Origin of the sequence: Streptomyces sp. NPDC001407 (genome assembly GCF_042895325.1) — a bacterium.
Lineage (GTDB): Bacteria > Actinomycetota > Actinomycetes > Streptomycetales > Streptomycetaceae > Streptomyces.
Window position 1 is genome coordinate 102,530 of the sequence record NZ_JBIAWF010000024.1, and the last position, 17,933, is coordinate 120,462.

A 17,933-nucleotide genomic window follows, 5' to 3' on the forward strand; every position below is an offset into this window, starting at 1 on the left:
GTTCGGGGTCTTCACTTTCCGTTCTCCTCCGCCCGGTCCCGGCCCCGCTCGTCCGTGAGCAGGGAGGCGCCGCCGGCCTCCGCCGGGGCCTCGCCCAGGGGGAGGGTCAGGGTGAAGACCGCGCCGCCTTCGGGGGAGTTGGCGGCGGTGATCCCGCCGCCGTGGATGTGGGCGTTCTCCAGGGCGATCGACAGGCCGAGGCCACTGCCCTCGGAGCGCGGCCGGGAGGCGCTCGCCTTGTAGAACCGGTCGAAGACGTGCGGTAGGACGTCCTCGGGGATGCCGGGGCCGTGGTCGCGCACGTCGATCCGCAGCGAACCGTCCTCCGTGCGCACCGACACCCGCACCGGCGACCCGCCGTGCTTGAGCGCGTTGCCGATGAGGTTGGCCAGGATGACGTCGAGCCGCCGCGGGTCGAGCCGGGCCATCATCCCGCGCTCGGCGTCCAGCTCGACGGCGTCCAGCCAGGCACGGGCGTCGATGCAGGCGGTGACCTGATCGGCGACGTCCACGTCGTCGAGGACCAGCCGGGCCGTGCCCGCGTCGAAGCGGGTGACCTCCATGAGGTTCTCCACCAGGTCGTTCAGCCGGCGGGTCTCGCTCACCACCAGCTGCACCGCGGGCGCGATCATGGGGTCGAGGTTGTCCGCCTCGTCCTCCAGCACCTCCGTCACCGCGGTGATCGCCGTGAGCGGGGTGCGCAGCTCGTGCGACATGTCGGCGACGAAGCGGCGGCTGGAGGCCTCCCGGGCGCTCAGCTCCTCGACCCGCTTCTGGAGCGACTCCGCGGTCCGGTTGAACGTCCGCGAGAGATCGGCCAGCTCGTCCGTGCCCGACACCTGGAGGCGCGTGTCCAGCTTCCCCTCGCCGAGCCGCCGGGCCGCGTCACCGAGCCGCTGCACGGGCCGCAGCACCGTGGACGCGGCGGCCTGGGCGAGCAGGGCGGAGCCGATGAGGGCGAGGGCGGTGGCGATGCCCAGCGACCAGGCCAGCGAATTGAGGTCCTGGCGCTCGTTCTCCAGCGACTTCAGCAGATAGCCCGTGGGGCCACCGCCGATCACCTTGGCGCCACCGATCAGATACGGCTTGCCGCTGAGCGTGATCCGCTGCCAGTAGAGGTGGTACGCGTAGCGGTTGGAGTCGTCGACCCGGCGCTCGCGGTCCACCGCCGTGCGCAGCGACTCCGGCACGACCTTGAGGGTGAACAGGTCGGGCCTGGACGGCGCGACGCAGTCACCGCCGCCGGACGTGCCGATCAGCAGCACCTCGTACTTCTGCGAGGTCGAGGCCATCCGGTCGGCGGCGGCCTGGAGCTCCTGGCAGGTCGGCGTCAGCGGCAGCGAACCGGTGTTGTCCTGCAAGGACTTGCGGAAGTCGTCGAGCGCGGCGTCCTGGGTGCGGGTGAGGACCGCGTCCCGGTTCAGCCAATAGGCGATGGCGGACGCGGAGACCGCGGCGACCAGCGCCACCAGCGCGAAGACCAGCATCAGCCGCAGCCGCAGGCTGATCCACCGCATGCTCAGCTTCAGCGCGTTCCTGGCCGGCCGCCGACCCCGCTCCCGACCGGGCTCTTGTGTCACGGTGTGCTCTCTGTGCTGTCGCGGTGGAACCGGGCGATCACTGCGGGGTGTCCAGGCGATAACCGACGCCCCGGACCGTACGGATCAGAGTCGGCGACGACGGGACGTCCTCGACCTTGGCGCGCAGCCGCTGCACACAGGCGTCCACCAGCCGCGAGTCGCCCAGATAGTCGTGCTCCCACACCAGGCGCAGCAGCTGCTGCCGCGACAGCGCCTGCCCCGGCCTGCGGCTGAGCTCCAGCAGCAGCCGCAGCTCGGTCGGGGTCAGCTGGAGGTCCTCGCCGTTCTTGGTGACGGTCATCGCCGCACGGTCGATGACCAGCGAACCGAACGACGCCGAGTCGTTCGACTCCCGCTCGCCACGGCGCAGCACCGCGCGGATCCGGGCGTCCAGCACCCGGCCCTGCACGGGCTTGACGACATAGTCGTCCGCCCCGGACTCCAGGCCGACCACGACGTCGATGTCGTCGTTGCGCGCGGTCAGCAGGATGATCGGCAGCTGGTCGGTGCGGCGGATCCGCCGGCACACCTCGAAACCGTCGATACCCGGCAGCATGACGTCCAGCACGATCAGGTCCGGCCGCTGCTCACGCAGCAGTTTCAGGCCGTCCTCACCCGTCGCCGCGGTCACCACACGGTGACCCTGGCGGGACAGGGAGAATTCGAGAGCCGTGCGGATGGCGTCGTCGTCCTCGATCAGCAACAGGAAAGGCACGGTGGCCATTCTGGCCTACGTCCGGCCGTCGTTCGACCGACGCCGTCGCGCAGGGGGCTCCCCGGCCTGTTGCAGGGCTGTGACAGTCGGCGGACAGCGTCATGAAACTGGCCCGCCAGGCTTGGGGACACCGGGCGGCACGACGGCCCGGGAACGTAACGGACCGAGCTGGCTCCACCGACGGGGGGCGCGAGATGAACACACTGCACAGCACCACGACCAGCGCAGTCATTCGCACGCGCCTGCACGACGCCGGGCGGGGCCCGGAGAAGTCCGGTGCCGTGGGCGGGCGGGGGTGCGCCCGCGGCACCGGACGTGTTCGGCCGCCGTACATGGTGGCGATCGACGCGGTCACGTACGGGGAGGCCACGGGGGCCTCGGGGGAGAACAAGGGCGCGGCCCGGACGGAGCGGGAGGACGCCGAAGCGGCGTTCACCGCCTACGTCCAGGAGCGCCGGGCCTCCCTGTACGCGACCGCCTACCACCTGACCGGCGACCGGCACGAGGCGGAGGACCTGCTCCAGAGCGCGCTGTTCTCCACGTACCGCGCCTGGGACCGGATCACCGACAAGGCGGCCGTCGGCGGCTACCTCCGCCGCACGATGACCAATCTGCACATCAGCGCCTGGCGCCGCCGCAAGCTGAACGAGTACCCGACGGAGGAGCTGCCGGAGACGGCCGGTGAGACCGACGCGATGCGCGGCACCGAACTGCGCGCCGTCCTCTGGCAGGCACTGGCCCGGCTGCCCGAACTCCAGCGCACGATGCTCGTCCTGCGCTACTACGAGGGCCGTACGGACCCCGAGATCGCGGAGATCCTCGGCATCAGCGTCGGCACGGTCAAGAGCAGCATCTGGCGCTCCCTGCGCCGCCTGCGCGAGGACGAGGTCATCGGCTCCGGCCGGGGCGTCGCGGAGTCCTTCGGCGAGCTGGTGGCCTGAGCGGAGGAACAACAGGACCAAGGGGCCCCGGGGGGACGGGGAAACGCTCGGGGGAGCGCACGGGGCCACGGGGGAGGAGCGGGCGGACAGCCGGGGGGTATGTCCGCCCGCTCCGCTGTTCCCGGGGATGTCCTTGGGCACTGTTCCCGGAACGGGCCGCCGCGTCAGACGCGGACGCCCTCCCGGCGGCCCGCGGCCGCGGCGGCGATCCGGCCCATCGCGGCGTCCTTGCCGCAGGCGTACGCGCCCAGCGCCGTCTGGCGGGCCACGATGCCGCGCTCCGCGCGCATCAGCCGCAGGCCGCGGCGGACGAGGTACGCCGCGGGCTTGCGGCCCTCGCGCAGATCGCGCAGCAGCCGGCGGCGGAACGTCGTCGCCGGGCGGCCGCGCAGGCACAGCGCGTCGGCGAGCACCCCGAGTTCGCGGCAGCGGTCGATGATGTCGGCGGCGAAGATGCCCTCCGCTATGAACAGCGGCGTGCGGCCGATGTCCAGCACGCTCTCACCGCTCCGCGCGCTGCCGGCGATGTCGTACAGCGGCACGCTCGTGCGTGCCGTGCGGCACAGCTCCGCTATCGCGGTCACGGCCGCGTCGGCGTCCCACGACAGGGGCGAGTCCCAGTCGGTGCCCGAGCCGTCGGGGAGCAGCGGCAGTGTCGGGTCGTGCCCCTCCTTGTAGAAGTCGTCGAGGTTGAGGACCGGCAGCCCGGTGCGGGCCGCGAGGGACGACTTTCCGGAACCGGACGGGCCGGTCAGCAGGATGACGCGCGCGGGGGTCAGGTGGGGAGTCACGGGACACCAGTGTGAGGCATTGGGCCGCATGGGGGATCCCCCCGGGTCGCGGGATGCGCACAGTGTCACGACTTCGCTACGGTGCGTTGTCGTTCCATCCTGTACCTCACGACCCGGCAGGTGCCCATGGCCTCGCACGCACGACACGCACGCTCCTCCCGCCCCTCCCACTCGCGCGGTCTGGTGCGCGTCGGGCTGACCGTCTCGGCGGGTGCGGCCATCGTCGCGGGCGGCGCGGGGGCGGCCAATGCCATGCCCGCCACGGGCCCGCGGGCCGAGCTGGGGGTGACGTCCATCGACGCGGCGACAGCGGGCGCGGACACGGCGCTCGGCACGTCCTCGGAGGGCGCGCTGCGCTCCCTGGAGGCGCTGAAGCTCAACCCGCTGGCGGGCACGGGCAGCGACCCGTTCGCCAACGCCGTGGGCACGCAGGTCGCCGACTTCCAGCCGATGAGCACGTCCGCCCTCACCGAGCCCCTGACCAACGGCGGCGCGCTCCAGGACCTGGGCCTGCTGGACCAGGCGACGGGTCTGTTGCCTTCGGTCTAGCAGGGACCCGATCGCCCGAAGGGCGGGGTGGTGACCGGAATCGGTCACCACCCCGCCCCTTCGGGCGTACGGAGTCGACGCGGCGTCAGTACGACGAGCCGCCCGCGCCCAGCGACCCCGTGGGGTGCCAGACCGTGCGCGTCTCCAGGAACGCCGTCATCCGGTCGAGGCCCGGCGCGGCGGCCCAGTCCACAGCCTGTGGACGAAGAACGCGCTTGAGGTTGTCCGCCGCCGCGATCTCCAGCTCCTTCGCGAGCCCGTCGTCCGCGCCCGCGAGGTCGATCGCGTTGACGTCCTGGTGCGCGGCCAGCGACGGCGTGATCTCCGCCGTACGGCCCGACAGGACGTTGACGACACCGCCGGGGACGTCGGACGTCGCCAGCACCTCGCCCAGGGACAGCGCGGGCAGCGGGGCCTTCTCGGAGGCCACGACCACGACCGTGTTGCCCGTGGCGATCGCCGGGGCGATCACCGAGACCAGGCCGAGGAACGACGACTCCTGCGGGGCGAGCACGGCGACGACGCCGGTCGGCTCCGTGGCGGAGACGTTGAAGTACGGGCCGGCGACCGGGTTGGCGGCACCGGTGATCTGGCCGATCTTGTCGGTCCAGCCCGCGTACCAGACCCAGCGGTCGATCGCGGCGTCGACGACCGCGGCGGCCTTCGCCTTGGACAGGCCCTCCGCCTCGGCCACCTCGCGGACGAACTGGTCCTTGCGGCCCTCCAGCATCTCGGCGACGCGGTAGAGGACCTGGCCGCGGTTGTACGCGGTCGCGCCGGACCAGGCACCGAACGCCTTACGGGCCGCGACGACCGCGTCCCGGGCGTCCTTGCGGGAGGACTGCGGGGCGTTGGCGAGCCAGTTGCCCTTGGAGTCGGTCACCTCGTACACCCGTCCGCTCTCGGACCGGGGGAACTTGCCCCCGACGAACAGCTTGTAGGTCTTGAAGACAGCCAGGCGATCAGACATCGAGGTAGGCCTCCAGACCATGACGGCCGCCCTCGCGGCCGAAGCCCGACTCCTTGAAACCGCCGAACGGCGAGGTCGGGTCGAACTTGTTGAACGTGTTGGCCCAGACGACACCCGCGCGCAGCTTGCTCGCGACGGCCAGCATCCGCGAGCCCTTCTCCGTCCAGATGCCGGCGGAGAGGCCGTACTGCGAGTTGTTCGCCTTGGCGACCGCCTCGGCCGGGGTGCGGAAGGACAGCACCGACAGCACCGGGCCGAAGATCTCCTCGCGGGCGATCCGGTGGGCCTGGGTGACGCCGGTGAACAGCGTCGGCGCGAACCAATAACCCGCGGACGGCAGTTCGCAGGCCGGGGCCCAGCGCTCGGCACCCTCCGCCTCGCCGCTGTCGGCCAGCTCGGTGATCCGGGCCAGCTGCTCGGCGGAGTTGATCGCGCCGATGTCGGTGTTCTTGTCCAGCGGGTCGCCCAGGCGCAGCGTCGACAGGCGGCGCTTGAGGGAGTCCAGCAGCTCGTCCTGGACCGACTCCTGGACCAGCAGTCGGGAGCCCGCGCAGCAGACCTGGCCCTGGTTGAAGAAGATGCCCTGGACGATGCCCTCGACGGCCTGGTCGATGGGGGCGTCGTCGAAGACGATGTTGGCGCCCTTTCCGCCCAGCTCCAGCGTGAGCTTCTTGTCCGACCCGGCGACCGTACGGGCGATGGCCTTGCCGACCGCCGTGGAGCCGGTGAACGCGACCTTGTTCACGTCCTCGTGCGCCACCAGCGCGGCGCCCGTGGTGCCGTCACCGGTGACGATGTTGACGACGCCCTTCGGCAGCCCGGCCTGACGGCAGATGTCCGCGAAGAACAGCGCCGACAGCGGGGTCGTCTCGGCCGGCTTCAGGACGACGGTGTTGCCCGTCGCCAGCGCCGGAGCGATCTTCCACGCCAGCATCAGCAGCGGGAAGTTCCACGGGATGACCTGGCCCGCGACGCCCAGCGGGCGGGGGTTCGCGCCGTAGCCCGCGTGGTCGAGCTTGTCGGCCCAGCCCGCGTAGTAGAAGAAGTGCGCGGCGACCAGCGGGAGGTCCGCGTCGCGGGTCTCCTTGATCGGCTTGCCGTTGTCCAGGGTCTCCAGGACGGCCAGCTCGCGCGAGCGCTCCTGGATGATCCGGGCGATGCGGAAGAGATACTTCGCGCGCTCCGAGCCGGGCAGCGCCGACCACTTCTCGAACGCCTTGCGGGCCGCCTTCACCGCGCGGTCCACGTCCTCCGCGGAACCCTGCGCGACCTCGGACAGCACCTCCTCGGAGGAGGGGCTGACCGTCTTGAAGACCTTGCCGCCGGTGGCCTCGGTGAACTCACCGTCGATGAACAGGCCGTACGACGGGGCGATGTCGACGACCGCCCGCGACTCGAGGGCCGGTGCGTAAGTGAAAGACATGATCAGTCCACCGTGACGTAGTCGGGACCGGAGTAGCGCCCGGTGCTCAGCTTCTGCCGCTGCATCAGCAGGTCGTTCAGCAGGCTGGAGGCACCGAAGCGGAACCAGGTGTTGTCCAGCCACTCCTCGCCCACGGTCTCGTTGACCAGGACCAGGAACTTGATCGCGTCCTTGGTGGTGCGGATGCCACCGGCCGGCTTCACGCCGACCTGGACGCCCGTCTGCGCCCGGAAGTCGCGCACGGCCTCCAGCATCAGCAGGGTGTTCGCCGGGGTCGCGTTCACCGCGACCTTGCCGGTCGACGTCTTGATGAAGTCGGCACCGGCCAGCATCCCGATCCAGGACGCGCGGCGGATGTTGTCGTACGTCGACAGCTCACCGGTCTCGAAGATGACCTTGAGACGGGCCTTGTCGCCGCACTCCGCCCGGACGGCGCGGATCTCCTCGAAGACGTCCATGTACCGCCCCGCGAGGAACGCCCCGCGGTCGATCACCATGTCGATCTCGTCCGCCCCGGCCGCGATGGCGTCCCGGGTGTCGGCCAGCTTCACCGGCAGCGCGGCGCGGCCGGCGGGGAACGCGGTGGCGACGGACGCGACCTTGACGTCCGTGCCCTTCAGGGCGGCCTTGGCGGTCGCCACCATGTCCGGATAGACGCAGACCGCGGCGGTCGTGGGCGTCGTACGGTCGGTCGGGTCGGGGTGGACGGCCTTGGCGGCGAGCGCCCGGACCTTGCCCGGGGTGTCTGCGCCTTCCAGCGTCGTCAGGTCGATCATCGAGATCGCCAGGTCGATGGCGTAAGCCTTCGCCGTCGTCTTGATCGAGCGGGTGCCGAGCGAGGCGGCGCGGGCCTCCAGCCCGACCGCGTCGACGCCCGGGAGGCCGTGCAGGAAGCGGCGCAGCGTGCTGTCGGAGGCGGTCACGTCCGCCAGGTCCTTCAGCCGCCCCGCGGCGTCGTTGCCGTGTGCGGGAACTGTGGTGGGCATGGTCACCAGATGAGCATATCTACGCGCGTAGCGCGTGTCACCCCCCTGTGGCGGATCCGGTCCGTCGGCCTCTGGCCGCCCTCTTCCGGGGTGCGTGCTTCCGTGGGGCGTGGTGCACAATCGCCGCATGACGAGCCCGGACGACTCCTCCGCCCCGCAGACCCCGTACGCCGACCGGTGTTACCGCTCGCCCGCCGGGATCGCCGGGGGCGTGCTGCTGCTCCTCCTCGCCGCCTGGCTGGGCGGCGACGCCGTCTTCCGCGGCTCCGGGCGCACGCCCTGGTTCGCCCTCGCCGGCCTGCTCTGCGTCGTACCCCTGATCATCGCCTTCACGCTGCGGCCCGCGGTGTGGGCGAGCGAGAAGCGGCTGCTGGTGCGGAACCCGTTCCGGACGATCACCGTGCCGTGGGGGTGCGTCGAGGATGTGCGGGCCGGGTACTCGAGCGAGCTCTTCGCCGGGGGTGCGAAGTATCAGCTCTGGTCCATTCCGGTGTCGCTGCGCAAGCGGAAGGCTGCGGCGCGGCGGGGGGCTGGTGGGTCTGCGGTCGGTGAGGCGGGCGTTGCGGGGGCTTCGGCTTGGGCTTCGGCTTCCGCGCCGGCTTCCGCGCCGGCGGATCAGGCGATCGGGGAGATCCGGGAGTTGGCGGGGCGCCATGCGGGGGTTGAGGGCGTGGTGTCGGTGCGGTGGGCTTATGAGGTGTTGGGGGTTGTGGGGGTGGGGGTTGTGCTTTTGGTTGTGCTTTTGATTTTGGGCTGAGGGTGGTTGGGGGTCGCCGTTGTGGGGTGCGGGTTGTTTGTGCCTGAGGTGGGGTGGCCTCAATCGCCGGCCGGGCTGGGGTTGTGGCGGGTGCGCTTTCCGCTGGGTGCGGGTCCGATGTCTTGTGCGGGTTGTGTGCGCCTGCGGCGGGCGGCCTCAAACGCCGGCCGGGCTTGGGTGTGTGGTGGGTGCCGGGGGTGGCGCCTCCGGGCTGGGAACCTGGAACGCGGTGCGGGCACCCTTACGCGTATTGGGTGCCCTGAAGTCGCACCGCGTTCCAGAACCCCACCCTCCGGCCCCACCCCCTCCCGCCGGAGGGCAAGTGCGGGTTGTGGGGCGCGCCATTTTGCCCGGCTGGGGCGCTCATTCAGCCCGGGTGCGCTGTGCTTTTCTTTAGCCCGTCCGGCATTTGAGGACCAACGCGGCGAAGCCGTGTTGCGGGGTCTGGGGTGGAGCCCCAGGTTTCGGGGCGCGCAATTTAGCCCGTTGGGGGCACCTCTGGGGGCACCCCCGGACGGAGTCTGGGGGAGGTAGCTGGGGGAGTTTGAGGACGCGGCCGCAGGTCGCCCCCGCTGCTGGGGGCACCTCTGGGGGAGGCAACGGGCCCGCAGGTTCGGGGTCTGGGGCAGCGCCCCAGTTTCGGGGGTCTGGGGGCTTGCCCCCAGTTTCGGGAAGGGGCGGGGTAGGGGAAGGAAGCCCCGCAGGCGCCAACCCTCCCGCGGCCAGGAGTCTGGGGCGGAGCCCCCCGCGCGGCGGAGCCGCAAATGAGATGCAGCCGGGGAGTGGCGGGGTAGGGGAAGAAAGCGCCGCAGGCGCCCACCGGACCGCGGCCAGGGGCTGGGGCAGTGCCCCCCAGCGGCGGAGCCGCAGATCAGACGCAGCCGGGAACAAGCCCGCCGCACGCGGACCGCCCGCCGCCGGGCCCGCGTGGGGGCCCGGCGGCGGGGAGGGTCAGATGCCCGCTGCCTGCGACAGGTCCTTCTTGATCGCGGTCAGGACATCCGTCGCCCGCGCCCGGGCGTCCGTGAGGGCGATCGCCGAGGCCACCGGGACGACGACCTCCAGGTAGCACTTGATCTTCGGTTCCGTGCCCGAGGGGCGGACGATGACGCGCGCGCCGGAGACGGTTCCGGAGGCGTCACCGGCGAGGTGGTAGCGCAGGCCGTCCGTCGGCGGGAGGGACTCGGAGCCCTTGGCCAGGTCCTCGGCGGAGGTCACCTGGAGGCCGGCCAGCAGCGCGGGCGGCTGCTCGCGCAGGCGGCGCATCGCGTCGGAGATCAGGGAGAGGTCCTCGACGCGCACGGAGAGCTGGTCCGTGGCGTGCAGGCCGTGCTCGACCGCGAGGTCGTCCAGCAGGTCGGTGAGCGTACGGCCGGTCTCCTTGAGCTCGGCGGCCAGCTCGGCGACGAGCAGGGCGGCGGTGATGCCGTCCTTGTCGCGTACGCCCTCGGGGTCGACGCAGTAGCCCAGCGCCTCCTCGTACGCGTACCGCAGACCGTCCACGCGGGCCAGCCACTTGAAGCCGGTGAGGGTCTCCTCGTAGGCGGTGCCGGGGGCGGCGGCCGCGATGCGGGAGAGGAGGGACGAGGAGACGATCGTGGTTGCGAAGGTGCCCTGGGCCTTCTTGTGCACGAGGTGCGTGGCCAGCAGCGCGCCCACCTCGTCGCCGCGCAGCATGCGCCAGCCCTCGGCGGACTCGGGGTCCGGCACGGCGACGGCGCAGCGGTCGGCGTCGGGGTCGTTGGCGATGACGATGTCCGGCTGGGCCTCGCGGGCCGTCGCGAACGCCAGGTCCATCGCGCCCGGCTCCTCCGGGTTCGGGAAGGAGACGGTCGGGAAGTCCGGGTCGGGCTCGGCCTGCTCGGCGACGACCGTCGGCGCGGGGAACCCGGCGCGCTCGAAGGCGGCGGTCAGGACGGTGCGGCCGACGCCGTGCATGGGCGTGTAGACGACGCGCACGTCGCGGGCGGAGCCGTTGGTCAGGACCGCGTCGGTACGCTCCAGGTAGGCCTGCACGATCGTGTCGCGGAGGGTCTCCCAGCCGGCCGAGGGGCGGGGCACGTCGTCGAGGCTCGCGACCGCGGCGATCTCGGCGGCGATCTCCGCGTCGGCCGGGGGCACGATCTGGGAACCGTCGCCGAGATAGACCTTGTAGCCGTTGTCGCGCGGCGGGTTGTGGCTGGCGGTCACCTCGACGCCCGCGACCGCGCCCAGGTGGCGGATCGCGAAGGCGAGTACGGGGGTGGGCAGCGGACGCGGCAGCAGCGCGGCCTTCAGGCCCGCGCCGACCATCACGGCGGCGGTGTCCAGGGCGAAGTCGGCGCTCTTGTGACGGGCGTCGTAGCCGATGACGACGGTGCCGCCGACGTGGCCCTGCTTCTTGAGGTACGCGGCGAGACCGGCGGCCGCGCGGATCACGACGGCGCGGTTCATGCGCATGGGACCGGCGCCCAGCTCACCGCGGAGACCCGCCGTACCGAACTGGAGGGTGCCGCCGAAGCGGACGCTCAGCTCGGCGGTGTCCCCGGCGTCGAGGAGCCGGGCGAGCTCGTCACGGGTGTCGGGGTCGGGGTCCTCGGCCAGCCACGACTTGGCTCGCGCGATGAGGTCTCGCTCCACGGTTTCTCCTCCGGAGTGGTCGAGTGTCTGGGGCGGTTCCGCTGCGCTCTGCCGGGCGGCGCAGGTCTGTCGCCGGGTGTTGCATCGTTGCCCTGACGCAGGGCTCGTAAATCACATGGGTACGTGGTGGTGGCACGGGTCACGCGTCTGCGGCTCCGCCGCGTGGGGCTCCGCCCCGGCCCCCTGGCTGCGGGTCGGTGGGCGCCTGCGGCGGGCTTTGTTCCCCTACCCCGCCCCTTCCCGAAACTGGGGCGTTGCCCCAGACCCCGACGTGCGGGTCGGTTGGCCGCCTGCGGCCGCGTCCTCAAACTCCCCCAGCTACCTCCCCCAGACTCCGTCCGGGGGTGCCCCCAGAGGTGCCCCCAACGGGCTGAGTGCGTACCCCACGGCCCGCACTTGCTCTCCGGTGGGAGGGGGTGGGGTCGGAGGGTGGGGTTCTGGAACGCGGTGCGTGTATCAGGGCACTCAATGCGCGTAAGGGTTCCCGCACCGCGTTCCAGGTTCCCAGCCCGGAGGCGCCACCCCCGGCACCCACCACAACCCAGCCCGGCCGGCGTTTGAGGCCGCCCGCCGCAGGCGGAACGGACCCGCACCCAGAATCGCCCCCGCACCCAGCGGGAGACGTTCCCAGCCCGGAGGCGCCACCCCCGGCACCCACCACCACCCAAGCCCGGCCGACGATTGAGGCCGCCCGCCGCAGGCGGAACGGACCCGCACCCAGAATCGCCCCCGCATCCAGCGGGAGACGTTCCCAGCCCGGAGGCACCACCCCCGGCACCCACCACAACCCAGCCCGGCCGGCGTTTGAGGCCGCTCCGCCGCTGGGGGGCACCCCCGGACGGAGTCTGGGGGAGGCAACGAACCTCAGCGGGCCGGAACTACAGCCGGTCCAGAACGGAAGCCAGCAGCGCACCCATCGCCGTAGCCGAGTCGCGACCCGCCTGGAGGACCTCTTCGTGGTTCAGCGGCTCACCCGTCATGCCCGCGGCCAGGTTCGTGACCAGGGAGATGCCGAGGACCTCGGCGCCGGCCTCGCGGGCGGCGATGGCCTCGAGGGTGGTGGACATGCCGACCAGGTCCGCACCGAGGGTGCGGATCATCTTGATCTCCGCGGGAGTCTCGTAGTGCGGGCCGGGGAACTGCACGTAGACGCCCTCTTCGAGGGTCGGGTCGACCTCCTGGCAGAGGGCGCGCAGCCGCGAGGAGTAGAGGTCGGTGAGGTCGACGAAGTTCGCGCCGACGATCGGCGAGGTCGCCGTGAGGTTGATGTGGTCGCTGATCAGCACCGGCTGACCGGGGCGCATGCCCTCGCGCAGACCACCGCAGCCGTTGGTCAGGACGATGGTCTTGGCACCGGCGGCGACGGCGGTGCGGACACCGTGCACGACGCTGGCGACGCCACGGCCCTCGTAGTAGTGCGTGCGGCCGAGGAAGACCAGGACGCGCTTGTCGTTGACCTTGTACGAGCGGATGGTGCCCGCGTGGCCGGCGACGGCGGGCGGCGGGAAGCCGGGGAGCTCGGTGACCGGGAACTCGATCTCGGGGGTGCCGAGAGCTTCGGTGGCGGGTACCCAGCCGGAGCCCATGACCAGGGCGACGTCGTGGGTCTCGGCGCCCGTCAGCTCGCGCAGACGGGAGGCGGCGGCGTCGGCCGCGGCGTACGGGTCGGCCTGGATGTCCGGAGTAACTGATGCGTTCACGCGGACGAGGGTAGCCGCTATTCGCCTACGCGCGTAGATGTGGCTGGTGACGGTGTTCCGATTGTTGCTTTGTGTCTTATGACGAGACGGATTCGTCATAAGAATCGGCAACCCCTCGGCAGAGCCCCGGTAGAGCCTCAGCAGAGCCCCAGCAAGGCCCGGCAGAGCCTCAGCAGGGCCGCTTGCGGAGCTCCATCACATAGTCGTGCGGTGCCCCGGCGGACTCGGCCGCGTCGGCGATCTCACCGAGGTAGCGCGCGGAGGGCAGCCCGCCCTCGTAGCCGTTGAGGACGTACACCCAGGCCGGCTCCTCACCGTCCAGAGTGTGCACGCGGACTCTCATCCGGCGGTAGATGTCGAGGCCGACACCCTCCCAACGGTCCATCGAGTCCTCGTCCATCGGAGCGATGTCGTAGAGGGCGACGAAGACCTGGGAGCGCGGCGCCTCGACGAGGGTCGCGAGCGCCCCCTCCCAGCCGAGCTGCTCGCCGCCGAAGGTCAGTCGCCAGTCGGCGAGCCAGCCCGTGCCGCGCAGGGGCGAGTGGGGTGCGCGGCGGGACATCAGCCGCGCGTCGAGGTTGCCGGCGTACGCGGCGTAGAGCGACATGGCTCCGAGAGTACGGGAGTGAGGCGGAACGGCATTTGGGGTGGCAGTCTCGAAGGGAGGTTCGTCCGGAACCTCCTGCCGGTCCTCGCACGGATGCCCGTAGGGATGTACGCAGGGATTTGCGTACGGATCCGACGGGGGAGGCCCCGGGAGAAGTCGCTTCGACGGGTGCGGGACAATGGAGTACGTGACTCGGATCGTGATCATCGGTGGCGGACCCGGCGGCTATGAGGCGGCGCTCGTCGCCGCGCAGCTCGGCGCGGAGGTGACCGTCGTCGACTGCGACGGTCTGGGCGGGGCGTCGGTGCTCACCGACTGCGTGCCCTCGAAGACCCTTATTGCGACGGCCGAGGTGATGACGACCTTCGACTCCTCGTACGAGGAGCTGGGGATCATCGTCGCCGACGACACGCCGCCCCTGGAGCAGACGGCCCGGGTCGTGGGGGTGGATCTGGGCAAGGTCAACCGCCGGGTGAAGCGGCTCGCCCTGGCGCAGTCGCACGACATCACCGCTTCGGTCACCCGGGCGGGTGCGCGCGTGCTGCGCGGCCGCGGCCGGCTGGAGCCGAACCAGGCCCCGGACGGCTCGCGCAAGGTCGTCGTGTGGGCCGTGGACGGCACCGAGGAGACCCTGGTCGCGGACGCCGTGCTGATCGCCACGGGCGCGCACCCGCGCGAGATCCCGGACGCGCTCCCGGACGGCGAGCGGATCCTGAACTGGACGCAGGTCTACGACCTGGACGAGCTCCCCGAGGAGCTCATCGTGGTCGGTTCCGGCGTCACCGGCGCGGAGTTCGCGGGCGCCTATCAGGCGCTGGGCTCCAAGGTCACGCTGGTGTCGTCGCGCGACCGCGTGCTGCCGGGCGAGGACCCGGACGCGGCCGCGGTGCTGGAGGACGTCTTCCGGCGGCGCGGGATGAACGTGATGGCCCGCTCGCGCGCGCAGTCCGCGAAGCGCGTGGGCGACCGTGTCGAGGTGACGCTGGCCGATGGCCGGGTCATCACCGGCACGCACTGCCTGATGGCCGTCGGCTCGATCCCCAACACGGCCGGGATCGGCCTGGAGGAGTCCGGCGTCCGGCTCAAGGACTCCGGCCACATCTGGACGGACCGGGTCTCGCGCACGAGCGCGCCGGGCGTCTACGCGGCCGGTGACTGCACCGGCGTGCTGGCGCTCGCGTCGGTGGCGGCGATGCAGGGCCGCATCGCGATGTACCACTTCCTGGGCGACGCGGTGGCGCCGCTCAATCTCAAGGCTGTATCCGCGAACGTATTTACGGATCCGGAGATCGCGACCGTCGGTTATACGCAGGCCGATGTCGACAGCGGCAAGATTGACGCCCGCATGGTGAAGCTGCCGCTGCTGCGGAATCCGCGGGCGAAGATGCAGGGAATTCGCGATGGTTTCGTGAAGATGTTCTGCCGTCCGGGTACGGGCATCGTGGTCGGCGGAGTGGTGGTCGCGCCGCGTGCGAGCGAGCTGATTCACCCGATTTCGATCGCGGTCGACAACAACCTGACCGTGGAGCAGATCGCCAACGCGTTCACCGTCTACCCCTCGCTGTCCGGCTCCCTCGCCGAGGTGGCCCGGCAGCTGCACGCGAGGAAGGCGCCGCGCGAGGGGTAGTGGAGCCAGGCGTTCCCTATACCACGCCATACGTTCCGCAGCGGACAACTTCCGTAAAATTCTGCAACCTGCTGAAAACGGATGGTCGTTGGCGTTACTGTCGGTTTCGTGTTCGCTGCAGAACGTCGTCAATTGATCCTCGAAATGGTGCGCGCCAACGGGGCGGTTTCGCTCCGTGAGCTCGCCCGCGTCGTCCAGACCTCCGAAGTGACCGTACGGCGGGACGTGCGGGCATTGGAGGCAGAAGGACTTCTCGACCGCCGGCACGGCGGTGCGGTGTTGCCGGGCGGTTTCACCAGGGAATCCGGCTTCCCGCAGAAATCCCATCTAGCGACCGCGGAGAAGACGGCCATCGCCGATCTCGCGGCGAGCTTTGTCGAAGAGGGCGAAGCGGTAGTCGTCGGTGCCGGCACGACCACGCAGGAGCTGGCCCGCCGGCTCGCGCGTGTGCCGGGCCTGACCGTGGTCACCAACTCCCTGCTCGTCGCGCAGGCACTGGCCCACGCCAACCGGGTCGAGGTCGTCATGACCGGCGGCACGCTGCGCGGCTCCAACTACGCCCTGGTGGGCAGCGGGGCCGAGCAGTCGCTGCACGGGCTGCGGGTGTCCAGAGCGTTCCTGTCCGGCAGCGGGCTGACCGCCGAGCGCGGCCTGTCCACGTCCAACATGCTCTCCGCGAGCGTGGACCGGGCGCTGGTGCAGGCGGCGGCGGAAGTGGTGGTGCTGGCGGACCACACCAAGCTGGGCACCGACACGATGTTCCAGACGGTGCCCACCGACGTGATCACGCGGCTGGTGACGGACGCGCCCCCGGGGCACGACGAACGGGCGGCCACGGAGCTCCAGGCACTCGCCGACCAGGGCGTCCACATCTCGGTCGCGGGGCCCGGCGCGGGGTCGGGCCCGGGGCCGTCCGGCGTCCCCGGCGGGGGCGAGGCCGGGCCGCCGGGCCGCCGCCGCGACGTCCCCCTGCCGGGACAGCGGCGTACGCACCCGATGGGCCCCGGACAGCCCCAGGGGCCGGTGCAGGGGGGGCCGCCGGGCCCTCAGCTGCGCAGCGCCGTCTCCCTGGGCGACCAGGCGACGGCGCGGGTGGCCGATCTGGCGCCCCGGCGGCGCTGACGCGAACGCGCCTCAGGCGCCGGACGGGGCGTCGTGCCCGCCGTCCCGTCCGGCGCTCGCGGGCGCCTTCAGGCCCGTGAGCGTGAGCATCAGCAGCCGGTCCGCCAGCTCCGGGTCGTCCGGCGACTGCTCGACGGCCAGGGAGATCGCGTTCGTCAGCTGCATCAGATCCACGATGCCGACGTCGGCCCGGACCGCCCCTGCCCCCTGCGCGCGGGCGAGCAGCTCACTGCCCGCCTCCCGCATCGGCAGGCTGCACCGCGACATCGCGGACCCCTCGTCGCTCTGCGCGGCCATCAGGGCGCGCGAGAGCCCGCGGTAGGTGCTGGCGTGCGCCACGATGGTCCGCAGCCAGTCCACGAGCGCCCGGCAGGGCTCCGGCGAGGCCAGCAGCTCCCGCGACCGGGCCAGCAGCGCGTCGACCTCACCCTGGAAGACGGCACTCATCAGGGCCGTGCGGTTGGGGAAGTGACGGTAGAGCGTCCCGATCCCGACGCCCGCCCGGCGCGCGATGTCCTCGAGCGAGGCGTCCGTCCCGTGCGCGGTGAAGGCGGTACGGGCCTCCGCGAGCAGCCGCTCGTAGTTCCGCCGGGCGTCCGCGCGCATGGGGCGTGGTGACGCTTGCGTGATCTCCGTGGTCATTGCCGCCTCCCTTGGGGGTTCCCGCGGCGTACAACAATGCCACTCGCTTCGCGGGGGCGGGGTGGGGGTGGGGCTCGCCGTTGTCCTGTGCGGGTGCGTGGCCTCCCCCAGCTACCTCCCCCAGACTCCGTCCGGGGGTGCCCCCAGAGGTGCCCCCAGCGGCGGGAGCGGCCTGCGGCCGCGTCCTCAAACGCCGGACGGGCTGAATTCAGCCCGTCCGGCATTTGAGGACAACGCGCGAAGCGTGTTGCGAGGTCTGGGGCGAAGCCCCAGTTTCGGGAAGGGGCGGGTAGGGGAACAAGCGCCGCAGGCGCAACCGGCCCGCCCCCGACGGCTGACACGCGCCCTCTGACGAGAGAGCCCGCCGCAGGCGTAACCGCGCTACGGCGGGCTGCCCCGATGGTCAGTCCTTGATCTCGCAGATGACCGCTCCGGAGGAGACCGACGCTCCGACCTCGGCGGTGATCCCCTTGACCGTCCCCGCGCGGTGCGCGTTGAGCGGCTGTTCCATCTTCATCGCTTCGAGGACCACGATCAGATCGCCCTCGGCGACCTCCTGGCCCTCCTCGACCGCGACCTTGACGATCGTGCCCTGCATCGGGGACGCGAGCGCGTCACCCGAAGCCGCCGAGCCCGACTTCTTCGCGGCCCGTCGCTTCGGCTTGGCGCCGCCCGCGGCGGCCGTGCGGGCGATGGTCATGCCCAGCGACGACGGCAGGGAGACCTCCAGCCGCTTGCCGCCGACCTCGACCACGACCGTCTCGCGGCCCGCGGTCTCCTCCTCGTCCTCGGCGACCGCGCCGGTGAACGGCGGGATCTCGTTGACGAATTCGGTTTCGATCCAGCGGGTGTGGACGTGGAAGGGGTCGGTGGTGAAGGCGGGGTCGGTGACGACGGCGCGGTG

The 17,933-nt window shown here is 71.7% G+C and carries 16 protein-coding genes; 5 read left to right on the plus strand and 11 right to left on the minus strand.

The annotated features are described in order from the left end of the window. Positions 1-11: 11 nt before the first annotated feature. Entirely contained in the window at positions 12-1,517 is a 1,506-nt protein-coding gene (locus ACFY1P_RS28020; protein WP_390752168.1) for an ATP-binding protein, read from the minus strand. 100 nt (positions 1,518-1,617) lie between these two features. Continuing rightward, complete coding sequence (afsQ1, locus tag ACFY1P_RS28025) at positions 1,618-2,295, minus strand: two-component system response regulator AfsQ1 (RefSeq protein WP_205519231.1); 678 nt, start codon at positions 2,293-2,295, stop codon at positions 1,618-1,620. A 194-nt stretch (positions 2,296-2,489) separates the two neighbouring features. On the opposite strand from afsQ1, the gene ACFY1P_RS28030 reads away from it, so the two are divergent. Then, the gene (locus ACFY1P_RS28030; protein WP_361533578.1) at positions 2,490-3,236 is read left to right on the plus strand and encodes a SigE family RNA polymerase sigma factor; all 747 of its coding nucleotides are present in this window, start codon (positions 2,490-2,492) and stop codon (positions 3,234-3,236) included. A gap of 164 nt (positions 3,237-3,400) precedes the next feature. Here ACFY1P_RS28030 and ACFY1P_RS28035 read toward each other — a convergent pair whose 3' ends face one another. After that, positions 3,401-4,057: a uridine kinase gene (locus tag ACFY1P_RS28035; RefSeq protein ID WP_390752169.1), complete on the minus strand. Its 657-nt coding sequence runs from the start codon at positions 4,055-4,057 to the stop codon at positions 3,401-3,403. Positions 4,058-4,153: 96 nt separating this feature from the next. On the opposite strand from ACFY1P_RS28035, the gene ACFY1P_RS28040 reads away from it, so the two are divergent. Next, positions 4,154-4,576 (plus strand): hypothetical protein, encoded by a 423-nt coding sequence (locus ACFY1P_RS28040; RefSeq protein ID WP_361533584.1) that lies wholly within the window; start codon positions 4,154-4,156, stop codon positions 4,574-4,576. A gap of 85 nt (positions 4,577-4,661) precedes the next feature. Here the strand turns inward: ACFY1P_RS28040 and ACFY1P_RS28045 are convergent, their stop codons facing one another. Genes ACFY1P_RS28045 through deoC form a run of 3 tightly spaced genes read right to left on the minus strand, consistent with a single transcriptional unit; the run spans position 4,662 to position 7,955 of the window. Continuing rightward, a complete protein-coding gene (locus tag ACFY1P_RS28045) occupies positions 4,662-5,546 on the minus strand; it encodes an aldehyde dehydrogenase family protein (protein WP_361535230.1) in 885 nt (294 codons plus the stop codon). After that, positions 5,539-6,969 (minus strand): aldehyde dehydrogenase family protein, encoded by a 1,431-nt coding sequence (locus ACFY1P_RS28050; RefSeq protein WP_390752170.1) that lies wholly within the window; start codon positions 6,967-6,969, stop codon positions 5,539-5,541. The genes ACFY1P_RS28045 and ACFY1P_RS28050 overlap by 8 nt, the downstream gene beginning before the upstream one ends. Positions 6,970-6,971: 2 nt before the next feature. Next, positions 6,972-7,955 (minus strand): deoxyribose-phosphate aldolase, encoded by a 984-nt coding sequence (deoC, locus tag ACFY1P_RS28055; RefSeq protein ID WP_361535239.1) that lies wholly within the window; start codon positions 7,953-7,955, stop codon positions 6,972-6,974. 127 nt (positions 7,956-8,082) lie between these two features. On the opposite strand from deoC, the gene ACFY1P_RS28060 reads away from it, so the two are divergent. Further along, the gene (locus ACFY1P_RS28060) at positions 8,083-8,712 is read left to right on the plus strand and encodes a PH domain-containing protein (RefSeq protein WP_390752171.1); all 630 of its coding nucleotides are present in this window, start codon (positions 8,083-8,085) and stop codon (positions 8,710-8,712) included. A gap of 951 nt (positions 8,713-9,663) precedes the next feature. On the opposite strand, the gene ACFY1P_RS28065 is transcribed toward ACFY1P_RS28060, so the two are convergent. The 3 genes from ACFY1P_RS28065 to ACFY1P_RS28075 form a co-directional block, all read right to left on the minus strand. Then, positions 9,664-11,331, minus strand: coding sequence for a phospho-sugar mutase (locus tag ACFY1P_RS28065; protein WP_390752172.1), 1,668 nt, complete (start codon positions 11,329-11,331; stop codon positions 9,664-9,666). 878 nt (positions 11,332-12,209) lie between these two features. After that, positions 12,210-13,031 (minus strand): purine-nucleoside phosphorylase, encoded by an 822-nt coding sequence (locus tag ACFY1P_RS28070; protein WP_361534874.1) that lies wholly within the window; start codon positions 13,029-13,031, stop codon positions 12,210-12,212. A 169-nt stretch (positions 13,032-13,200) separates the two neighbouring features. Further along, positions 13,201-13,638: a gamma-glutamylcyclotransferase gene (locus tag ACFY1P_RS28075; protein WP_361534877.1), complete on the minus strand. Its 438-nt coding sequence runs from the start codon at positions 13,636-13,638 to the stop codon at positions 13,201-13,203. 178 nt (positions 13,639-13,816) lie between these two features. On the opposite strand from ACFY1P_RS28075, the gene ACFY1P_RS28080 reads away from it, so the two are divergent. Beyond that, positions 13,817-15,265: an NAD(P)H-quinone dehydrogenase gene (locus ACFY1P_RS28080; RefSeq protein ID WP_390752173.1), complete on the plus strand. Its 1,449-nt coding sequence runs from the start codon at positions 13,817-13,819 to the stop codon at positions 15,263-15,265. A gap of 81 nt (positions 15,266-15,346) precedes the next feature. After that, positions 15,347-16,387 carry a DeoR/GlpR family DNA-binding transcription regulator gene (locus ACFY1P_RS28085; protein WP_390752174.1) on the plus strand — a complete coding sequence of 347 codons (1,041 nt, stop codon included), beginning with the start codon at positions 15,347-15,349 and terminating at the stop codon, positions 16,385-16,387. Between the two features lie 12 nt (positions 16,388-16,399). Here the strand turns inward: ACFY1P_RS28085 and ACFY1P_RS28090 are convergent, their stop codons facing one another. Then, positions 16,400-16,993 (minus strand): helix-turn-helix domain-containing protein, encoded by a 594-nt coding sequence (locus tag ACFY1P_RS28090; protein WP_361534886.1) that lies wholly within the window; start codon positions 16,991-16,993, stop codon positions 16,400-16,402. A gap of 439 nt (positions 16,994-17,432) precedes the next feature. Then, the coding region (locus ACFY1P_RS28095; protein WP_390752175.1) for a biotin/lipoyl-containing protein at positions 17,433-17,933 on the minus strand (501 nt) is incomplete at its 5' end.

Bases quoted from the DNA above. Each gene is read 5' to 3' on its own strand.
- ACFY1P_RS28020 (WP_390752168.1), bottom strand. From the start codon at position 1,517: ATGCGGTGGATCAGCCTGCGGCTGCGGCTGATGCTGGTCTTCGCGCTG.
- ACFY1P_RS28030 (WP_361533578.1), top strand. From the start codon at position 2,490: ATGAACACACTGCACAGCACCACGACCAGCGCAGTCATTCGCACGCGC.
- ACFY1P_RS28035 (WP_390752169.1), bottom strand. From the start codon at position 4,057: ATGCGGCCCAATGCCTCACACTGGTGTCCCGTGACTCCCCACCTGACC.
- ACFY1P_RS28040 (WP_361533584.1), top strand. From the start codon at position 4,154: ATGGCCTCGCACGCACGACACGCACGCTCCTCCCGCCCCTCCCACTCG.
- ACFY1P_RS28045 (WP_361535230.1), bottom strand. From the start codon at position 5,546: ATGTCTGATCGCCTGGCTGTCTTCAAGACCTACAAGCTGTTCGTCGGG.
- ACFY1P_RS28050 (WP_390752170.1), bottom strand. From the start codon at position 6,969: ATGTCTTTCACTTACGCACCGGCCCTCGAGTCGCGGGCGGTCGTCGAC.
- deoC (WP_361535239.1), bottom strand. From the start codon at position 7,955: ATGCCCACCACAGTTCCCGCACACGGCAACGACGCCGCGGGGCGGCTG.
- ACFY1P_RS28060 (WP_390752171.1), top strand. From the start codon at position 8,083: ATGACGAGCCCGGACGACTCCTCCGCCCCGCAGACCCCGTACGCCGAC.
- ACFY1P_RS28075 (WP_361534877.1), bottom strand. From the start codon at position 13,638: ATGTCGCTCTACGCCGCGTACGCCGGCAACCTCGACGCGCGGCTGATG.
- ACFY1P_RS28080 (WP_390752173.1), top strand. From the start codon at position 13,817: ATGGAGTACGTGACTCGGATCGTGATCATCGGTGGCGGACCCGGCGGC.
- ACFY1P_RS28085 (WP_390752174.1), top strand. From the start codon at position 15,347: ATGGTCGTTGGCGTTACTGTCGGTTTCGTGTTCGCTGCAGAACGTCGT.
- ACFY1P_RS28090 (WP_361534886.1), bottom strand. From the start codon at position 16,993: ATGCGCGCGGACGCCCGGCGGAACTACGAGCGGCTGCTCGCGGAGGCC.